The following is an 18,001-nucleotide window of genomic DNA, read 5'->3' as shown; positions in this document are numbered from 1 at the left end:
AGTGCGGTTTATTGCTTTGTAAGTAGGACGCATTTCTACAAGAAATGTTTTCTCATATCATTTATTCGTCTCTAACTAATGAAGCATACGATGGAATTCGATTTTTTGCAATACTTATATGGAGGGGAATCGGAATGTGATTGCATACAGAGGGTATGCTAGTTATAATAGCAAATGAATAGATGCATAACTCACCTTTCAAATGAGGGTGTGACGGACTGTCCTTGTCTTCTCCGTCAGACAGGACTTTTTTTGTTTTCTCTAATTCAATTTTAAAAAAAGGTACGAAAGGAGATGTACGATGTTTTTTATTGAAGCAAAACGAATCGTGACTGTTATTTTAGGTGCGTTATTGCTAGCTGTATCTCTGAACTTGTTTCTTATTAACGCAAATGTGTATGCAAGTGGTTTCGCGGGGATTGCGCAGCTATTATCCAGTGTGCTCACAGACTTTGCAGGAATTACAGTTTCAACAGGGATTCTGCTCTTAGCATTGAACGTTCCAGTCTTCATACTAGGATGGTTTAAAGTGGGGAAAGGCTTTACCATCTACAGTATCGTGTCTGTTATCTTCACAACGATTTTCATGGGAATACTTCCAGTCATGTCGTTGTCAGATGACATTATCCTCAACGCTGTTTTTGGAGGGGTTATCGGTGGAGTGGGTGTCGGAATTTCGCTGAAACTCGGTGCATCCACAGGTGGAATGGATATCGTAGCGATGGTATTATCACGATTGCAGGATAAGCCGATAGGAACGTATTTTTTGCTGCTGAACGGAATCATCATTGTGGCGGCAGGATTTTTATTCGAACCGGAAAACGCACTATATACGATGGTTGCGCTATATGTCTCAACTGCAGTCATTGACGCGATCCATACCCGTCATGAGAAAGTGACAGCCATGATTGTTACCCGTAAAGCAGACGAGCTGCAAGAGGCCATTCACAATCAGATGGTGCGGGGAATTACGATCTTGCCTGCAAAAGGTGGCTATACGAAAGAAGAAAAGAATATGATGTACTTGGTCATAACACGATATGAACTGTACGATTTGGAAAAAATAATCAATGAAGTCGATCCGAATGCATTCGCGAATATCGTTCAAACCGTTGGCATTTTCGGCTTTTTCCGTCGGGAAGGTCAATCGATTACTTAATGTGGAATCACCCTGCTATGGAACGTCCAAGCAGGGTGATTTTCACTTTTTCTTTTCACGCTCAGACTTTCTGTAAAGTTCTTTAAGTGCTTCCCGTTTTTCGCCGTATGAAGAATAATCAGCAGAAAATTCTTCTCGACCCGGCATCTGAGGGGGCTTTGACTTCTTTTCACCATCAATATTACGTTTTGCCATTTGTCATCCTCCTTTTTAAAAGTATGGGTATCGCTGACTGATTTTAGTCACGGCTTGAGGTCGGGCGCCATACTTATAAAGGGAAAGGGGAGGATGGGATGGTTACGGTTACTACAGTTCAAATTGAAGGTCACAGTTTTACAGCTGTATCAGTTTCACTTCCTAAAACTACATTACTGACAGTTTCAAACGAAAACGGCTATATTATGTGTGGAGCACTTGATGTAGGGCTTTTGAATCGACTGTTGTCAGATCGCCGCATTGTTGCGGGGCGCGCGACAGGTGTGAAAACGATTGAAGAATTATTGGCGGCGCCGCTGGAATCCGTGACTCTTGAAGCAGAAGAATGGGGAATAATGGCTGGGATGACAGGGGAACAAGCATTGGCGAAAATGATTTAATGAATAACAGAAAACAAAACAAGAATTCTGGGGATTCATCGGGATTCTTGTTTTTGACACATAACCTCAATAAGTTTGCTTTGAATCAGGGATTATTGTTGCGATTCCCTACCTGATGTTTTATGATGAAATTGAGAAACAATCTCAATAACTACATAATCGCCATGCGGTCAACTGCGAGATGTCTATGCGCATGGGAAAGGTGAGTGCTATGAAAAAAATCATTATTGCTGCGATTGTTTGTGGCATTGCATCAGCAGCTCTTATAGCAAGTAACTTCTCTGGAGTTTTCACGGACGGGTTAATTTCGGGCGCGTTGGTAATTTCTATTTTAGCGGGCTCATCGGCCTTCATCGCAGTCAAAGAACGCAGAAAACATGCATGGCATTGAACAAATGATCTGAATGTGGCCGGCAGGTGATTTCTGCCGGTTTTGCTCTTTCTAAACGCAACGATTCATTCAGCCAGATAGGGGACAGCATATGAATATTCATGTAACATACGGAGATGTAACAGAGTTAAAAGCAATTAAAGAAAGTTTAACAACAGAGCAACTTGTTCTTATGGAGCTTGGAAACGAAGCTGTGCTTATCCAGGAAAACGATGGTTCTGCAGGTTTTGCTGAAGCGGATTCCTATACAGTTCTTGATGCTTCAGGTGAGATTATTAATGGAAACTATGCAGTTTTCAATAATATCCCTGTCACGGCAGAGGGAAGAGAAGTTTTTGAACAGCGGTTCATGGGACGTGCACGACAGATTGAAGATACTGAAGGGTTTTCTGCAATCCGGGTACTTCGTCCATTAGAAAGCGATACGTATGTCATTTTGACAATGTGGCAAGATGAGGAATCTTTCAAAGCATGGCAAAATTCTCAAGCTTACGCGAACGCACACAAAAAGCGTGGAACAGACGAAGGAATAGACAAAAAGCCGAATATCTTCTCAAGGCCATCATTTGTAACAAGTTACAAAAAAGTAGACTGAATGAACAGCTACTGCCGGTTTCCTATTTCACAATGGGGGATCGGTTTTTTAGTTTGCAAGGAGTCTATGTTTAAAAACAGGGATGCAAGTGAAAGAGAACATTATAGGGTGATCTAAGGAGGGCTGAAATTGATCAAGGACATCGCAATTTTACCATCATTAGCTTTTGTACTTGCCTTGGCGTCATGTGGAGCTGCAGATGATTCTGAACAGATGACGCCAAGTCAGGAAGTTGAAAAAAACAATGCCGTAACAAGAGCGGATGATGACATGCAGACGGCACCTTTCATCGTATTAGTGGATTTAAAAGATGCAGAAGGTCAAACTACTGGAACAGCAGAACTGGAAGAAATGGATGAAGGGGTCAAAGTGCATCTGAAGGCTGAAGGACTTCCTGCAGGCAGCCATGGATTCCACTTCCACGAGGCTGGTGTTTGTGAAGCTCCAGATTTTAAAACAGCAGGCGATCACTTTAATCCCGATGGAAAGCAGCATGGACTAGAATCGGAAGAGGGTCCTCATGCGGGTGATTTGCCTAATTTAGAAGTGGGCGAAGACGGTAAAGTGGACGACGAGTTCACAGCTAATAATGTAACATTGGAAACAGATCAATCCAATTCATTGCTACAAGATTCTGGCACAGCACTCGTCATCCATGCACTGAAAGATGACGGAAGGACTCAGCCATCCGGGAATTCCGGTGACCGAATTGCATGTGGCATTATTAAGTAACAAAAAATGGACAACCTTGAAATCAGGTTGTCCATTTCTAGAGAGTTACATGAGCGAGGCGATAATACCCCGGTCATCATCCAATAGGAATTTTATGCCGGTCGCGTAAGGATCTTGGTGAAGTTGTTCTTCGATCCACATCCGAAGTGCTTGGGTCATGTCAAAAGTATTCATAGTGACCGTCATGCCATTTACGAAAGCTTCTGCATAGAATCCTTCGACATCATCATAAAACAGTTCAACTTCCACTTGCTCAGCTGGGACGAATTTGTGTTTCGCCTGATACAAGCAAATGGCGTTAATAATATCTTGTTCTTCAATCATCAGTTCTGCCACCGATGCATGTCATCTTTATCCTGTTTCTTTTTCTTGAAATAGTTATAAGCCATCCGGATAATTCCGATCACAGCAATGATCGCAAAGACATTTACGAGTAATCCTAAGATGGAACCAAGAATGCCCATGTTAGCAAACAGACTACCAAAAAGAAGTCCAGCTAGTCCACCGAGCATTAACCCTTTCATGAGCCCACCTGATTTTGGCTTTGCTGTTTGTGAACCATTGTTTTTAGTAAAAGAAGCATTGTCCTTCTTTTTATCGACTGCTGGTTTGTTGAAATTGTTCTGGTTAGGTGTAAATCCTTTTTTACCGGATTTGTAGCCCTTCGCTTCGGCCGATGGGGCATGGTCGTTAAATACGAATGTTCCCATAGGCGAAAGAATAAGCGTGAGTGCTAAAAACGCTGCCGCAATTTTTTTCATGTACTAGTCAAACCTCCGATGAAGTGATGAATCTCATTACGATTCTCTTCATCATTGTACAATAGAATGATTAAAAGTTAAAACAGTTCACTTTTTACAATTGTGGAATGAACGTTTTACAGTCTGTTTCGCTGCTCGACTTCGCATGGTTGCCTTTTTTACTGACAACGTAAATTTCATCCGCTTCACATTTGTTCCCTTCAGCCCAAAACTTACAATTATTCACTTCACATCGGATCCTCTGTCCCATTTATAAGCACCTCCTTTTCAATATAGGATGTGCAAGGCATACGTCACTATGCAGGTAAAAAAATTATAATTAAATGCCAAACTAAAAAACTTGAAGTATGTCAAAAAGAGGCGTATAGTGACTTGATGGTAATCTGATTAGGAAATTATGACATGCGGATTTGTAAAAAAATTACGAAGTCTTCAGCTCACATAGTTTACCTAGTTTCAGAACAAAATACATTAAACTAAAAAAGGGGATTTGCATATGACTACGCCGCTCAATCCTGAAGAAGCAGCAAATGTTGCTACAGAAGGCACACAACTACCTTCCGACCAAAAACAAGACATTCTGGACCAGTTGCTAAAACCGGAAGTTCAAGAATCCTTAACGGCTCTTGTTGAAAAACTTCCACAGTTAACCGAGCTTGTTGACTTAATGACAAAATCGTATGATGTTGCAAAAGCAGTTGCGACAGACGAAGTATTGTTGAATGATACATCTGAATTCATAAAAGAAATTGCGGGCCCTGTAAAAGACTCTGCAAAAAGTATGGCAGCGACTGTCATCGAAGCAAAAGATCTTGCAGCGAAAAATACAGAAACAATCGGCTTGTTCGGACTTATGAAGATGATCAAAGACCCTGAAGCACAACGTATCTTCCGTTTCTTAAACGCTTATCTGGAAATTGCAGGACAAAAAAACCATACAAAATAATTTGAAATAACTATTAGTAGAAGGGGACTAGACAATGACCAAACACATCGTTATTTTAGGAGCAGGTTATGGCGGTCTTTTGACAGCGCTAAATGCTCGTAACTTCCTGTCAGAAAGTGATGCAACTATCACACTTGTCAACCAAACACCGACTCACCAAATTATTACTGAGCTTCACCGTTTAGCAGGAGGCACAACGAGCGAAGGCGCGGTTGCACTTTCTCTTGAGAAACTTCTTGCTGGTAAAAGGGTGGACTTGAAAATTGCAACAGTTGAAAACTTTGACGTGAACACGAAAAAAGTGAATTTGGCTGGTGGAGAAACGCTTACTTATGACGCACTTGTAGTGGGACTTGGCAGTAAGACAGCATACTTCGGAATTCCTGGGCTTGAAGAACATAGTATGGTCCTTAAATCCGCTAGTGAAGCAAAAGCAATCTACAAGCACATTGTCGATCGCATTAAAGCGTATGCGATTTCCCATGACGAAGCAGACGCAACAATCCTGATCGGTGGCGGCGGTTTGACAGGCGTTGAGCTTGTTGGTGAAATCGTGGACAACATGCCGAAAGTTGCACGGGAGCACGGTGTGAATCCTGCTGACTTGAAGATCATGTTAGTTGAAGCAGGTCCGAAAATCCTTCCAGTACTGCCTGATCATTTGATCGAGCGTGCAACTGAAAGTCTTGCAAAGCGCGGCGTCGAGTTCTTGATCGGACTTCCTGTCACAAATGTTGAAGGCAATGAGATTTCACTGAAAGACGGCCGTATTATCAAAGCGAACACATTCGTTTGGACAGGTGGCGTTACAGGAAATCCGCTCGTTGGAGAATCTGGTATTGAAGTCGATCGTGGCCGTGCCACAGTAAATGAATTCCTTCAATCCAAATCTCATCCCGATGTATTTGTTGTAGGAGATAGCGCGGTCGCGTTCCCTGCAGAAGAGGGAGCACGTCCATACGCACCAACTGCACAAAACGCTTGGCAGATGGGTGAACTTGTTGGATACAATGTGTACGCAATGCTTACAGGCAAGTCAATGGAAGTGTTCAATCCAGTGAATTCCGGTACACTTGCTAGCCTTGGCCGTAAAGACGCAGTTGCCTCTGTAGGCGGAAACAATACATCCCTTAAGGGAATGCCTGCTTCATTGATGAAAGAAGCAAGTAATATCCGCTACTTGACTCACATCAAGGGACTATTCGGTCTCGCATACTAATTAGAACGATGGAGCTGTCCAGAAACTCAGTGCAAACTGAATTCTGCGGCAGCTTTTTCTTATGTATTTTGCAGACTTACGACATCGTGAGAATCTATTTTTCTATATTCAGAACGATTCGTCATTTGACAGAGGAAAAGTACATTCGCTATAGTTAACAATGACGGCAATTTAGTCCGTGCAAAAAAGGAGAGTTGTAAGCACGTAAAGTATTGGAAACCAATTAAAGCGCCAGCGCCGAGGAAATCGCACAGATTCTCGGCAGACGAGGTGGAGGTTCATCGAACATTCGGCGGATGCCTCCTGATCGCAGATACCCGATCACATGCAATTCCTAAAACACTGAGGTAACTCGGTGATACAAGAGGAATTTAGCAGGTATCATACAAATTTTATGGCCAGTCCGGGCAAGAACTGACTGACCGACCTAATCAGTTCTGCATCCGGACTGCCTGATGCGGAGGAACAATTATGTGCGGAATTGTAGGATATAACGGAAAGAACCAAGCAGAAGAGATCTTACTGAAAGGGCTGGAGAAGCTTGAATACAGAGGATATGACTCTGCAGGTATTGCATTCCAGACATCAGTTGGCGTCCAAATGTTCAAGGAAAAAGGACGTATTGCAGATTTAAGAAACGCAGTACCCGAAGAAATCGATGCACACGTCGGGATCGGCCATACGCGCTGGGCGACACATGGTGTACCTGATCAAAAAAACTCACATCCACATAAGAGTGCATCTGGACGTTTTACACTTGTCCATAATGGTGTCATTGAAAACTATGAAAAACTGACACGTGAATACTTGCAAGATGTCCAGTTCGCTTCAGAAACGGATACGGAGGTCATTGTCCAACTGATTGAGCACTTTGCTAACTCAGGAATGACAACAGATGAATCGTTCCGTAAAGCGTTATCCTTATTGCATGGTTCTTACGCGATTGCAATGCTGGATGAACAAGATCCAGATACGATCTTTGTTGCGAAAAACCGGAGTCCATTACTAGTTGGAGTAAGCGATGAGTGCAATGTTGTCGCATCTGACGCTATGGCGATGCTTCAAGTAACCGATCAATTCATTGAACTGCATGATGGCGAAGTTGTTTTGCTTGGTAAAGATGGCATTATTATCGAAACACTTGATGGTGACAAAATCGAGCGGGCACCTTATAAAGCTGAGCTCGATATGAGTGATATTGAAAAAGGGACGTACCCTCATTATATGTTGAAAGAAATTGATGAGCAGCCAGGTGTGATGCGTAAGATTATCGATGCTTACAGCACTGACGAAGGTATGTTGGATATCGACCCCGCTATTAAGCAAGCATTTCAACATGCTGACCGTCTTTATATTATTGCGGCAGGAACAAGCTACCATGCGGGCTTAATAGGAAAAGAATATTTTGAGAAACTAGCTGGTTTACCGGTTGAAGTCCATATTTCCAGTGAGTTCGGCTATAATATGCCCCTTCTTTCGAAAAAACCATTGTTCTTGTTTATTACACAATCTGGCGAAACGGCAGATAGCCGACAAGTGCTTGTAAAAGTGAAAGCACTTGGATATCCAACAATCACAATGACCAATGTGCCAGGATCTACGCTGTCCCGTGAAGCGGACCATACGTTATTATTGCATGCAGGACCAGAAATCGCTGTTGCATCGACTAAAGCGTATACTGCTCAACTCGCAGTGCTTGCAGTCACTGCTTATTCATTAGGCGAAGGTTTGCGGAAGCTAGACTTGAAAAAAGAGTTAGCAATTGCAGCGAATGCGATCCAAACGTTGACGGATGCTAAAGAAGAGGTTGAAAAAATCGCTATAGAGCTATTAACCGACAAGCGTAATGCCTTTTTCATCGGCCGTAATCTCGATTATTACGTGAGCTTAGAAGGCGCTTTAAAACTGAAAGAGATTTCCTATATCCAAGCAGAAGGTTTTGCAGGAGGAGAACTCAAACATGGTACGATTGCTCTGATTGAAGAAGGTACACCTGTTATCGCGCTCGCGACCCAACCAAGTGTCAGCCCGAATCTGAGAGGCAATGTTAAAGAAGTCACGGCACGTGGCGCGCACGCCTGTATCATATCAATGGAAGGCGATAACGAACCGGATGATCGACTCGTATTGCCTCACGTCCATGAACTGTTAACGCCGCTTGTAACAGTTATTCCGCTTCAGTTGTTGAGCTATTATGCATCGTTGCAACGAGGCTGTGACGTGGATAAACCAAGAAATTTGGCGAAGAGTGTTACAGTAGAGTAAGATAATTTGAATTTAATAGAATTGCTAAAATTAACCTCTTTGGATAGAATTGTCTAAAGAGGTTTTTGTCTGTTTTGGATTTTCAGAAGTACGATTAAAAGAGATATTTTGAAGTTTAGAAAGAGGAGGAAGCAACCACGAGATGTTGAATTATTCGATGAACGTTTTTGGGGGACGAGCTTAATGAAAATTACAAGTTAAGGAGTCTTATTTTAGCAATGGACGAAATAAGAGGGATAGTATTAATTGCAGAAAATTAAAACCGATTATCCCTTGATACTAAAAGGAATAATCGGTTTCGTTTTAGTTTAATTTAAATCGTTCAACCACACTTTGTAGTTCGTTGGCTATATTTTTCATGCGTGATGTGGAATCCGCAACCTGTTCTAACTCGTGTTGCTGCGATACGGATGATGCACTTACTTGCTCAGCGGAAGCAGCAGTTTCTTCAGATACAGCGGAAACGCTTTGAATTGAAAGGAGTACTTGATCTTTATGAGTGAGCATTTCTGATAGTTCTGAAGTAAGCTCTTTAATGGATTGGCTCATCTGATCTGTGAACTGTGCGTTTTCCAGAAAACTGGATTCTGTGCTCATAACGGAATGGTTCTGACCATCCATCAATTGCATATTGGATTGAACTGCGCTAGCCGTCTGTTTCGATTCCTCAATGATTTCCTGGACAGTGTTTTGTATCTTTTCTGTTTCTATAATCGATTGCGCAGCTAGCTTTCGGACTTCCTCTGCAACCACGGCAAAACCTTTTCCATGCTCACCTGCACGTGCTGCTTCAATACTTGCATTCAATGCGAGCAAGTTCGTTTGCGCAGTAATATCTTGGATTGATGTGATTACTTGGTTAATGGCATCGATTTTGTTGGATAAGGTGTTCATTTGCTGCTGAACTTTAAGATTCATCTCATTCGCGGAATGATTATGTTCTTTTAGGTTCTTAACTTCTGTCATCCCTTTATTTGTAGAGTGAACAGTTTGTAGAGACAAATGATCCATGCTCTCCGCTAATTGAGACAGAATATTGATTTGTTCAGCAAGGAGGATCATGCTAGTGCTTGTCTCTTCGGTATCTTCGGATTGCTTAGATGCGCCTTGAGCGATTTCGTTTGTCGCTAATGATACTTCTTCACTGGAAGCAACGACCTCCTCGAAAGCTTGGTGGACATGTGTCGCTGAGTCACTTAATTCTACAGAAGAAGCACGGACAGCATTCATAGCATCATTTGTTTGGTGCAGCATGTTATTATATGCACTGGAAACAGCACCAATCTCATCATTTTTAATATACTTTTCATCGATATGATGGGTGATGTCCCCGGAAGCAGCAATTTCAATAGATCGTTGTAAGTACTTGAGCGGTTTCAACTGTTTAAATATGAATCCAGCTGTGAGCAAGGACATAATGGCCACCATAACAATTGCAGCAATGATGGTGATCCACAGGATTGCATTGAAAGTAACCAATATTTTGGATTTTGGTAAGACTGTTTGTACTGACCAGACTTCATCGATATTGTCCATCATAACCGGGGCGAATGTATTGAATGCTTGCTCGCCAAGACTTTCGGATTCCACGTATAAGGTTCCAACTTCGCTTTTGTTGAGAGTTGCTTTCATGGAGTTCCAGTCGATCGAATCACTCATGTTTGATCCATTCATTTCTTCTTTTAAACTATTGGCAGTAAGGTTCCCGGCATCCGTAATGACGGAAGCATACCCTCCATCGGGGCTAATTGACGTCACAAGCTCATTTAAAAAATCAATTGAGATGTCTGCTGTCAACACTCCGAAAAACTCACCGGAATTCGTCATTAAAGGAACCGCAATGGTGGTCATTAAAATGGATTGTCCTCCTGCGCTGTACGTATACGGCTCTGTTAGAACTGCTCGTTTCTCGTTTTTAGGAACTAAGTACCAGTCTCCGTTTCCTTCCTCATCATAGCCGCTTAAAGGTTCTACAACAATATCAGATCCATCCTTATACAAATAGGGGATGAAACGTTTCGCAGAATCCACAAGAGTGTTATCAGACTTTTCCATTGGGATATATCCGCTCTCCACGATAGCAGCCATACCCGTGGCATCGGAATTTTTCTTCAAGTTATTTTCTATAATGCCTGTCATTTGTTCAGTTGTTAAATTACCCTGAGCTTGAAGAGTTTCGACTACATGCTTTGTCGTATGCAACATCTCATTTGTTTTGTTGAATCGTTCACTTAAAACCGTGGCATTAAGTTGTGTGTTTTCAACAGCCAATTTTTCTCCGTCTGTCATACTCTTATCGTGCAATATAAAACTTGTAATAAGTGTATAAGCCAAAAATAGAACAATAAAAACTCCTATTATCAGCCCGGAAAGTTTCCAGGCGATACTTTTCTTTTTCAACAGTGAATACCTCCTAATAATGTCTAATCAACAAAGTATAACAGAAGTATTTGTGGATATAAAGACTTATATATATAGATTATTAGTAACTTTAGTCATGTTATATAGTTTTTTGCCTTTTCTTATACATTTTATAATTCTATTCTTGGGTAATTTGTTACTGAGAAACGTTGGAAAGTGAAAACTCTCAGAGATAGAAAAACAACTATTACAGTCAATCAAAAGGAGTTTGATAAGTTTTTAGCGAATTGTTGTTAAAAAGAACTATTCATAGAGGAGCTGGATGACAAATGAATCGTATCAATCTTATCGCATTAGGTGTCAGGGACATTCGAAAGTCATTGGAATTCTATAAGAATATTGGTTTTGAAGCTTCTGTAACTGGTGATGAAGAACAACCGGTCATTGTTTTCTTTAAAAATGAAGGATCTAAACTCGAGTTGTTTCCACTGGAAAAACTAGCAAAAGATATAAATGAGGAGAATCCACCTGCAATTTCATCAGGAGGATTTCCAGGTTTTACACTTGCTTATAATGGAAAATCTGTAGAGGAAGTCGAAGCCATATTTAAGAAGGTGAAGAATGTCGGAGCACAAGTTGTTAAACCTCCACAAACCCTTTCATGGGGAGGGTACGGAGGGTATTTTATTGATCCGGATGGCTACTATTGGGAAGTTGCATATGGAGCTGACTGGGAATTCGATGAGAATAATATGCTAATGATTTAGTAAGACAGGAGGTGAAACTGTTGTGAAAGGATGCAGAACAGGTAAAGCAATCATTTAATTATATCGATAACCAAAAGAACTTCCTGAGGATATGCCAGGAAGTTCTTTTTTGTATGTCATTATTTTGTTTTCGAAATCCACCTTTTAATTCCTCCTAACATAAGTACCGCCGACAAAATCGTGTATTCCTCGTTTGTCCTCCCGGAACACGATCATTCCTGCGCTTATAAGGATGGAAACACCAAATGTGAGCGTACCTAGCAAAACGTTACCGACGATTTCTCTCATGAACATATTGAAAAACGTGACATTTCCATCATCCACCCGTTTCACTTGAATGTGACATATGCGTTTTCCAATGACATATCCACTCCAAATAATAGGAAGAATGATCAAATAAAGTGTATAGAAGGTCTGCCATGCAAATCCATTTGCAAAGTTAAAAGAAAATGAGCCCGTGACGAAGTAAAAAATTGTCGCAAAGAGTGTTGCGAGTAGTACAAAATCCAGAAAATTTGCTACCGCTCTGACTCCTAATCCAGCCCGATTTGTATAAATCATCTTATTCAGTCCTTTGTGCGATATATTCTAAAAATAACCAATATTGATTGTGCTATCGAAATACTCTGATAGAATAAAATTAGGAGAATTTTGGTGGATAGCTTCAATTTGTTAGAATTATACCATAACTTTCAGTAGAGACTACTATGTTGAATGAAATTAATAGGAGGATTCTGCCGATTTGAATAGGAATTAGATTGAAAAGTTCGAGTAACTGATTCAAAGGAGAGAATGGTTTTGCAAACTACACTTGTTCTTGTACGACATGCTCATTCTACTTATACTTCGGATGAATTAGGAAGACCCCTATCTAGTAAAGGGTTTTCTGATGCAGTCCAGATGAGCGAACTATTACAGAAGGAATCCATCGATGTTGTCATTTCGAGTCCTTATAAAAGGGCAATACAAACAGTTGAAGGAATTGCAGAGTTTTTCGATTTGGATGTTGTGATTGTCGATGGATTCAAGGAAAGGACACTGTCAGGTCAACCGGTCGAGGACTTCGATGTTGCCATTAGGGCGGTTTGGGAAAATCCCGCCTTTTCTTGGAATGGTGGAGAGTCCAATCTAATTGCGCAACAACGAGGAGTAGAGGCAACACTAAATGTACTCGACCTGTATGAAGGTAAATACATTGTAGTCGGAACTCATGGCAATATCATGGCACTGATTATGAATTATTTTGATGAACATTATGACTTCCGTTTTTGGAACACCCTTGGGATGCCTGATGCTTATAAGCTGACTTTTGAGAATAAGAAGTTGTTAGAAGTAAATCGGCTATGGACTGAGATCTAATGGTGAGATTATCTATTAAGCAAAAGTTCACCATTGGGATGGTCAATATCCTTGTAAGTACAATTGCTTCTGCTATCCTGTTTCCGTTTAAGTTTTCGGAGGAAGCAATAGGTCTGATCGATTTACAATTCATGGCTATTTCGTTTTATATCTACTTATTTTTGATTACACTCATTAATTTAAGCATATTAACTATTTCTGTATTAGTGGATCACTTTCTAAGCGATTTTAAAGTCCGCATTAATCCCGCAGCGGTCATTGTGGTGAGACTATGCATCTATAGTATATCTGGATATGTATTTACATATTTCTTACTAAAGGAACCTAGTGCATTTAGATTCATCTTGTGCTCGACAATCATCATTTATAGTTTGATGGAAACGGTATTCTCGATTAATGTTGCAAATTTTAATAAAGATAAAGTCTTTAAAGAGATATTTTACTACGGGATGATAGCATTCTGTTCATTAATCATTATCTCAACTCTCATGATGGGTTTTCTAGCATAGGTAACTAAATGACTTAGCAGTCGGAAATGAATACTTCAAAGGTGAAGTTCGAGGACCTGTTTAAAATCTTACAATTCCAGGAGGTGAGTATGTGAAAATTATCGTTCAAGCAATCGCGGCTTCTCTTTTAATCCATGTCATTTATATGTTTGGAACGCTGCTATTAGGCTTTATCCAAACGCTTATCTATCGACCGGATATTGAAACAGCTTGGAAGCAAATAGATAATCTTCAAAGTCAAGCTGTATTCGGTGTAACTTTTTCTCCTTACATAATGATAGTGTCTCTTGCAAGTATTGCTTTTGTTTGTTGGTTCGTTCTCCTATTCGTCCAGAAAAAAAGCGGTCGTTTCGTGGGGTAGAAAAAGCTTGATAGATATCAAAAGAAGAATTGGAATGGTGTTTAAAGTGATCGGATGTGGCATTCCGGGGTAGGAGAGGTGAGTATGGATCATTTCTATTTAAAGTTAATTCTATTACTATTGGGATTTTACTTCGTTTTGTATTTGACGGAATTCATCGCAAGAAAAATGCTGAAAACAGAAAAGAAAAAGTTTTGGTCCAATCAATACGTTAATAAGAAACACCTGAAAATTGAATGGATTCTAAAAGGTGTTTTAACATCGGGATTAGTGGTCGTGACCTATTTCTTCCTTTCAAGTAAGACAGCCATGTCAACTTGGTTTACGTACTTCCTTTTATATCAGCTATTTACTACAGTGGTACTCGAGTCGTTTACAGCCTATATGGAAAAAAAGTACGCACCAAGAAGAAATCAATACATTGTGACTCTTATCATCATGTTGGTTCTCTCAGGTTTCATTCTCTCGATCATTACTGCACATTCATATGGACTGATTGCATAATGAGTGACTAATCATTCAAAGACAAAAAAAGAAATGGAGAATAATATATGAATACACTTCACGTAGAATTAGAACGTTTTCGAGTAATCCCAGGTAAAGAGGAGAAAGCAAGGGAGTGGATGGAATTCTTGCAAACCCATCTTGAAGAGGTGAAGAAAACGCTGCCCGACGAAAAAATGTATGTAGAGTCCATTTTTGAAGAAACGATAGAAGGAGTTCTCTATTTATACTGGGCCTCCTATCAAGGCATCCGCGCCGAAGAGGTTGTTTTCTCTGATGGTTTCATCGACACGAAGCATTTGGAGTATTGGAACGAGTGTATCGATCGTGACTACCCAGAAAGTATATTGAAGACAAATGTCGTCATGATCCAGGATACAATTTTGGAAAAGATGAAGTGATTCATAAGCAACATAGTGTAGGAATTTAAGACCGTGGAGCATCATCTATCCGCCTAGATTGCCGAGAGCGTAGTGGAAAAACAATTGCCTGCATCAAAGAGAATGATGTCCATAAATGAGTTATAACGAAGGAGTGATTCGAATGATTTTTGTACCGGTAGCGATAGGTTTGCTGTTGGGATATTTTCTATTTTCAATGATCTATATCTTTACTAAAAGAAGTGACAAGCGTTATATGGCCCCAGGGATTACTGGACTTGCTGGTGTTGCTATTATAGTAGCCAGTATTCTGCTCATTGGAGGATTTGAAGGAATGGGCTTTGGCATAATTGGAATCGGTTTTGTTGTAATTGCGGTTGCGGGATTATTCGTTTTCTTATTTAAACCTGTAGAAAATGGGGGTTCCAATGCATAGAGCCTATAAGTTAGACGAAGTTTTGTAGTATTACCTATAGGCTCCATCATTACCTCGGTACTTTTATTTTCATAAATGAAATATGCGGTTTACACAGATTAATCTCGAATTAAGTTATGTCTACGAGTAGATTATCACGCTCTCCAAGCTGGAAGGTCCATCAGGAGGATTGTTAACTTTGAGGAGGTATTTCATGGAAAGTGATAGGAACTTCGTGAGAATCAGCTGGTCGATTTATTTTAGTTTGCTAGCATTTGGAATTATCACCGCTTGGATCACGTTCTATGAGTTGTCGCTTCCTGTTACTGAAGTTATGGGGGATGAAGGCCAGTCTCGTATAGAGATTCGTTGGGGATTATTTCATGTTTATTGGGGTGTAGGCATCTTAGTGCTTGTAGGGCTTTTAGTGATTAGTTACCAACGAGTCAAACCCTTTCATGTTGCTCTTATCCTTATACTCACTGGCGCTGCCTATTTTCTCTTTTTCATGACCTTCACGGTAGGCTGGGTGGCCGCACAAGGAATGTTTGGATTTGCAGTTGCGGTAATTGTCGGCGCACTAATGATCGTTTCAAGATTGATTTACATGTGGGTAGGTCATATTAAACGGACCAAAAGTTGAACAAGTTTTAAGATCGTGGGGGCCATTCATGGATTATGAACAAAAACTTAAGGAAATCGTCATGAATGATGTTCGATTCATTTCTTTATTAAAAGCGGTGGAGGAATTACATCTACCTGATTCCTGGATCTGCGCAGGTTGTCTCCGAAACAAGATCTGGGATGAGCTGGATAGTATTTCAACGCCAATGAATGATATTGATGTGATTTACTTTGACGAAGCAAATACAAGCAAAGCGAGAGAGAAAAGATTGGAATCACAATTACAAGTATTCATACCAAGTGAGCCCTGGTCTGTAAAGAACCAAGCGAGGATGCATGAGAAAAACGGTTCAACTCCCTATCAGTCATCTTTTGACGGTGTCGCAAACTTCCCTGAAACAGCGACAGCAGTTGCGATCCGGATTACGAACAATGAGTTAGAAGTCATGGCACCATACGGGTTACAGGATTTGTTCAGCAAGTCTGTAAGACCAACACCTCATTATGACAAAACCAGTGATCTCCATTCTGTGTATCTTGAGAGAGTAAGTCAGAAAAAGTGGGATGAGTTATGGAGTCATGTATTTGTAGAAAGGTGAAGTTGTGGATAGGGAGAGGGTACGCGTGATCGCTACAGTAAAAATTGTAAAAGATTATCCAGATACTAAGATAGTTGAAGATTTTATTGGGGAAGTGTATTCGAATCATTTCGACTTAAAGCAAGAAATACTACATGCTAAACGCGGCAATTCAAAGACTTTTGGTGCCCGTGTTGGAGCTATGTTAAAAGTACTAGCGATTACTTATAATTCTACATGGCATCCAAATTGTACGTATGTTCGATTTGCGTATAATTTCAATCTAATGAAGGAAGATGTTCTAATGCAGTTTGTTATGTTCCTAAAGCAAGAATACTCAAAACCGATATTTTTCTTATTGGATAATCGATACAGTTTGCTTATCAAAGTGCTTCAAAAACATGAATTCTCACTTATAAGAGAAACTGAAATACTACATATCTATCCTTTGAAATCGCTTATGGAAATAGACTTCTTACCAAACAAACGAACGGTTCATGAGATTAAAGGAGATCCCAAGATTCTATCGTCACTTATAGAGTTAACAAAAAAAATTTACACCGACACTCATCGAGCAAACCCGGTTGCGGATCTTTCACGTACTTCTTGGGAGTTGGCGATTATGGAAGGGATGCTGGAGAAGAATAGTTATGTCATCGTTCAAGGTTTCATCGTTCTCGCTTATAGCTTCTTGTATAAGGTGAATGATGAAAGCTGGGAACTCGGATGGATAGGGGTCCGTGATATGAAGAATATTACGGAGTTAGATAAACTTCTTCAATTTCAATTGAAAGATGCAGTGAAGCATGGTATCCGATTTATTGAAAAAGAAGCCGATACGACATGTCCTTATTCCCAGCATGTAAAAAATTCTTTGGTGTATTCAGTTGATGAGCGCTTTTATTCTTATCTCGGTTGAGTTTTAACAATGCTGATTGCGCTTGCTAATGGTGAAATATGCACTATCAACTAACAACAAATTAAGACGAGACGAACAACGGATATCATACCTAAGAAATTTTTAGAAGGTGGAAAATTATTGGATAGATTGAAAAAATATTTCGGAGTAGATTTTGCTGCAGGACAACCCGCTTATTTTCAAGTAGGCGAAAAAAGAAGAATGGTCATTCCTTTTAGATTTTTTTCACACAATCCATGCCTCTTGAAATATGTGGTTTCTGAGCTATTGAAAACAGATTCCCAAATCGATTCCACGTTTCTGTATTCATACCGACCTCGTTGTCAAACTAAATCTTTTCGGTTCTCAAAAGGATCTATCCGCCGCTCATTCACCATTAAAAATTGGAAGGAAGACTCAAAAATCAGTGATGAGTTTGAAGACATATCGACGTATGTAACGATTACGGATGTAACCGTCGAAGAAATCATTCACTACGCGAACTGAATAGGCTACACTTACTTAGACAATAAAGATAGGGTCTTGTAGAATACAACCAAAGAGATGAGGAGAATCTACAT

24 protein-coding genes are annotated in these 18,001 nt (G+C 40.3%); 18 read left to right on the top strand and 6 right to left on the bottom strand.

Annotation, left to right across the window (positions count from 1 at the left end; translation table 11 throughout):
- The first annotated feature begins 301 nt into the window (after positions 1-301).
- Positions 302-1,159, top strand: a complete 858-nt coding sequence (locus H9659_RS00120; RefSeq protein ID WP_191687902.1) for a YitT family protein — start codon at positions 302-304, stop codon at positions 1,157-1,159.
- Positions 1,160-1,201: 42 nt separating this feature from the next.
- On the opposite strand, the gene H9659_RS00115 is transcribed toward H9659_RS00120, so the two are convergent.
- Complete coding sequence (locus tag H9659_RS00115) at positions 1,202-1,354, bottom strand: hypothetical protein (RefSeq protein ID WP_191687901.1); 153 nt, start codon at positions 1,352-1,354, stop codon at positions 1,202-1,204.
- A 98-nt stretch (positions 1,355-1,452) separates the two neighbouring features.
- Here H9659_RS00115 and H9659_RS00110 point away from each other — a divergent pair, with 98 nt between their 5' ends.
- The 4 genes from H9659_RS00110 to H9659_RS00095 all read left to right on the top strand — a co-directional run bounded on the left by H9659_RS00110 (position 1,453) and on the right by H9659_RS00095 (position 3,473).
- A complete protein-coding gene (locus tag H9659_RS00110; RefSeq protein WP_191687900.1) occupies positions 1,453-1,755 on the top strand; it encodes a YunC family protein in 303 nt (100 codons plus the stop codon).
- Between the two features lie 211 nt (positions 1,756-1,966).
- Positions 1,967-2,146: a hypothetical protein gene (locus H9659_RS00105; protein WP_191687899.1), complete on the top strand. Its 180-nt coding sequence runs from the start codon at positions 1,967-1,969 to the stop codon at positions 2,144-2,146.
- Positions 2,147-2,237: 91 nt separating this feature from the next.
- The gene (locus H9659_RS00100) at positions 2,238-2,741 is read left to right on the top strand and encodes an antibiotic biosynthesis monooxygenase family protein (RefSeq protein WP_191687898.1); all 504 of its coding nucleotides are present in this window, start codon (positions 2,238-2,240) and stop codon (positions 2,739-2,741) included.
- Positions 2,742-2,870: 129 nt separating this feature from the next.
- A complete protein-coding gene (locus H9659_RS00095) occupies positions 2,871-3,473 on the top strand; it encodes a superoxide dismutase family protein (RefSeq protein WP_225217571.1) in 603 nt (200 codons plus the stop codon).
- 45 nt (positions 3,474-3,518) lie between these two features.
- Here H9659_RS00095 and H9659_RS00090 read toward each other — a convergent pair whose 3' ends face one another.
- The 3 genes from H9659_RS00090 to H9659_RS00080 form a co-directional block, all read right to left on the bottom strand.
- Positions 3,519-3,797, bottom strand: coding sequence for a DUF2653 family protein (locus H9659_RS00090; RefSeq protein WP_225217570.1), 279 nt, complete (start codon positions 3,795-3,797; stop codon positions 3,519-3,521).
- Positions 3,797-4,234, bottom strand: a complete 438-nt coding sequence (locus tag H9659_RS00085) for a hypothetical protein (protein WP_191687896.1) — start codon at positions 4,232-4,234, stop codon at positions 3,797-3,799. Before H9659_RS00085 ends, H9659_RS00090 begins: the two co-directional genes overlap by 1 nt.
- Positions 4,235-4,328: 94 nt before the next feature.
- The gene (locus tag H9659_RS00080) at positions 4,329-4,484 is read right to left on the bottom strand and encodes a DUF1540 domain-containing protein (protein WP_191687895.1); all 156 of its coding nucleotides are present in this window, start codon (positions 4,482-4,484) and stop codon (positions 4,329-4,331) included.
- 246 nt (positions 4,485-4,730) lie between these two features.
- Between H9659_RS00080 and H9659_RS00075 the strand changes: the two genes are divergently transcribed.
- The 3 genes from H9659_RS00075 (at position 4,731) to glmS (ending at position 8,664) form a co-directional block, all read left to right on the top strand.
- Complete coding sequence (locus H9659_RS00075; protein ID WP_191687894.1) at positions 4,731-5,180, top strand: DUF1641 domain-containing protein; 450 nt, start codon at positions 4,731-4,733, stop codon at positions 5,178-5,180.
- Positions 5,181-5,214: 34 nt separating this feature from the next.
- Positions 5,215-6,399 carry an NAD(P)/FAD-dependent oxidoreductase gene (locus H9659_RS00070; protein ID WP_191687893.1) on the top strand — a complete coding sequence of 395 codons (1,185 nt, stop codon included), beginning with the start codon at positions 5,215-5,217 and terminating at the stop codon, positions 6,397-6,399.
- Positions 6,400-6,870: 471 nt separating this feature from the next.
- Entirely contained in the window at positions 6,871-8,664 is a 1,794-nt protein-coding gene (glmS, locus tag H9659_RS00065; protein ID WP_191687892.1) for a glutamine--fructose-6-phosphate transaminase (isomerizing), read from the top strand.
- Between the two features lie 303 nt (positions 8,665-8,967).
- Here the strand turns inward: glmS and H9659_RS00060 are convergent, their stop codons facing one another.
- The gene (locus H9659_RS00060; protein ID WP_318240664.1) at positions 8,968-11,064 is read right to left on the bottom strand and encodes a methyl-accepting chemotaxis protein; all 2,097 of its coding nucleotides are present in this window, start codon (positions 11,062-11,064) and stop codon (positions 8,968-8,970) included.
- 290 nt (positions 11,065-11,354) lie between these two features.
- Here H9659_RS00060 and H9659_RS00055 point away from each other — a divergent pair, with 290 nt between their 5' ends.
- Positions 11,355-11,792 (top strand): VOC family protein, encoded by a 438-nt coding sequence (locus H9659_RS00055; RefSeq protein ID WP_191687891.1) that lies wholly within the window; start codon positions 11,355-11,357, stop codon positions 11,790-11,792.
- 144 nt (positions 11,793-11,936) lie between these two features.
- On the opposite strand, the gene H9659_RS00050 is transcribed toward H9659_RS00055, so the two are convergent.
- On the bottom strand, positions 11,937-12,353 hold the full coding sequence (locus H9659_RS00050) for an RDD family protein (protein WP_191687890.1): 417 nt from the start codon (positions 12,351-12,353) through the stop codon (positions 11,937-11,939).
- Positions 12,354-12,584: 231 nt separating this feature from the next.
- Between H9659_RS00050 and H9659_RS00045 the strand changes: the two genes are divergently transcribed.
- The 9 genes from H9659_RS00045 to H9659_RS00005 all read left to right on the top strand — a co-directional run bounded on the left by H9659_RS00045 (position 12,585) and on the right by H9659_RS00005 (position 17,927).
- Positions 12,585-13,151 (top strand): histidine phosphatase family protein, encoded by a 567-nt coding sequence (locus H9659_RS00045; protein WP_191687889.1) that lies wholly within the window; start codon positions 12,585-12,587, stop codon positions 13,149-13,151.
- 600 nt (positions 13,152-13,751) lie between these two features.
- Positions 13,752-14,021: a hypothetical protein gene (locus tag H9659_RS00040; protein ID WP_191687888.1), complete on the top strand. Its 270-nt coding sequence runs from the start codon at positions 13,752-13,754 to the stop codon at positions 14,019-14,021.
- 84 nt (positions 14,022-14,105) lie between these two features.
- Positions 14,106-14,525 carry a DUF4181 domain-containing protein gene (locus tag H9659_RS00035; protein ID WP_191687887.1) on the top strand — a complete coding sequence of 140 codons (420 nt, stop codon included), beginning with the start codon at positions 14,106-14,108 and terminating at the stop codon, positions 14,523-14,525.
- Between the two features lie 47 nt (positions 14,526-14,572).
- The gene (locus H9659_RS00030) at positions 14,573-14,926 is read left to right on the top strand and encodes a DUF6176 family protein (RefSeq protein ID WP_191687886.1); all 354 of its coding nucleotides are present in this window, start codon (positions 14,573-14,575) and stop codon (positions 14,924-14,926) included.
- A 115-nt stretch (positions 14,927-15,041) separates the two neighbouring features.
- Entirely contained in the window at positions 15,042-15,341 is a 300-nt protein-coding gene (locus H9659_RS00025) for a YesK family protein (RefSeq protein ID WP_191687885.1), read from the top strand.
- Positions 15,342-15,534: 193 nt separating this feature from the next.
- Entirely contained in the window at positions 15,535-15,963 is a 429-nt protein-coding gene (locus H9659_RS00020) for a hypothetical protein (protein WP_191687884.1), read from the top strand.
- Between the two features lie 28 nt (positions 15,964-15,991).
- Positions 15,992-16,543 carry a nucleotidyltransferase family protein gene (locus H9659_RS00015; RefSeq protein ID WP_191687883.1) on the top strand — a complete coding sequence of 184 codons (552 nt, stop codon included), beginning with the start codon at positions 15,992-15,994 and terminating at the stop codon, positions 16,541-16,543.
- 25 nt (positions 16,544-16,568) lie between these two features.
- Positions 16,569-17,441: a hypothetical protein gene (locus H9659_RS00010; RefSeq protein ID WP_191687882.1), complete on the top strand. Its 873-nt coding sequence runs from the start codon at positions 16,569-16,571 to the stop codon at positions 17,439-17,441.
- Positions 17,442-17,561: 120 nt separating this feature from the next.
- Complete coding sequence (locus tag H9659_RS00005) at positions 17,562-17,927, top strand: hypothetical protein (RefSeq protein ID WP_191687881.1); 366 nt, start codon at positions 17,562-17,564, stop codon at positions 17,925-17,927.
- Positions 17,928-18,001 lie beyond the last annotated feature (74 nt).

This window comes from Sporosarcina gallistercoris, from assembly GCF_014836415.1.
Lineage (GTDB): Bacteria > Bacillota > Bacilli > Bacillales_A > Planococcaceae > Sporosarcina > Sporosarcina gallistercoris.
This window is presented reverse-complemented; position numbering and strand designations above follow the sequence as displayed.

Coding starts and splice junctions, on each gene's coding strand:
- H9659_RS00055 (WP_191687891.1), top strand. CDS start 11,355: ATGAATCGTATCAATCTTATCGCATTAGGTGTCAGGGACATTCGAAAG.
- H9659_RS00115 (WP_191687901.1), bottom strand. CDS start 1,354: ATGGCAAAACGTAATATTGATGGTGAAAAGAAGTCAAAGCCCCCTCAG.
- H9659_RS00035 (WP_191687887.1), top strand. CDS start 14,106: ATGGATCATTTCTATTTAAAGTTAATTCTATTACTATTGGGATTTTAC.
- H9659_RS00090 (WP_225217570.1), bottom strand. CDS start 3,797: ATGATTGAAGAACAAGATATTATTAACGCCATTTGCTTGTATCAGGCG.
- H9659_RS00020 (WP_191687884.1), top strand. CDS start 15,535: ATGGAAAGTGATAGGAACTTCGTGAGAATCAGCTGGTCGATTTATTTT.
- H9659_RS00015 (WP_191687883.1), top strand. CDS start 15,992: ATGGATTATGAACAAAAACTTAAGGAAATCGTCATGAATGATGTTCGA.
- H9659_RS00085 (WP_191687896.1), bottom strand. CDS start 4,234: ATGAAAAAAATTGCGGCAGCGTTTTTAGCACTCACGCTTATTCTTTCG.
- glmS (WP_191687892.1), top strand. CDS start 6,871: ATGTGCGGAATTGTAGGATATAACGGAAAGAACCAAGCAGAAGAGATC.
- H9659_RS00030 (WP_191687886.1), top strand. CDS start 14,573: ATGAATACACTTCACGTAGAATTAGAACGTTTTCGAGTAATCCCAGGT.
- H9659_RS00025 (WP_191687885.1), top strand. CDS start 15,042: ATGAGTTATAACGAAGGAGTGATTCGAATGATTTTTGTACCGGTAGCG.
- H9659_RS00050 (WP_191687890.1), bottom strand. CDS start 12,353: ATGATTTATACAAATCGGGCTGGATTAGGAGTCAGAGCGGTAGCAAAT.
- H9659_RS00045 (WP_191687889.1), top strand. CDS start 12,585: ATGGTTTTGCAAACTACACTTGTTCTTGTACGACATGCTCATTCTACT.
- H9659_RS00120 (WP_191687902.1), top strand. CDS start 302: ATGTTTTTTATTGAAGCAAAACGAATCGTGACTGTTATTTTAGGTGCG.
- H9659_RS00105 (WP_191687899.1), top strand. CDS start 1,967: ATGAAAAAAATCATTATTGCTGCGATTGTTTGTGGCATTGCATCAGCA.
- H9659_RS00080 (WP_191687895.1), bottom strand. CDS start 4,484: ATGGGACAGAGGATCCGATGTGAAGTGAATAATTGTAAGTTTTGGGCT.
- H9659_RS00100 (WP_191687898.1), top strand. CDS start 2,238: ATGAATATTCATGTAACATACGGAGATGTAACAGAGTTAAAAGCAATT.
- H9659_RS00070 (WP_191687893.1), top strand. CDS start 5,215: ATGACCAAACACATCGTTATTTTAGGAGCAGGTTATGGCGGTCTTTTG.
- H9659_RS00110 (WP_191687900.1), top strand. CDS start 1,453: ATGGTTACGGTTACTACAGTTCAAATTGAAGGTCACAGTTTTACAGCT.
- H9659_RS00075 (WP_191687894.1), top strand. CDS start 4,731: ATGACTACGCCGCTCAATCCTGAAGAAGCAGCAAATGTTGCTACAGAA.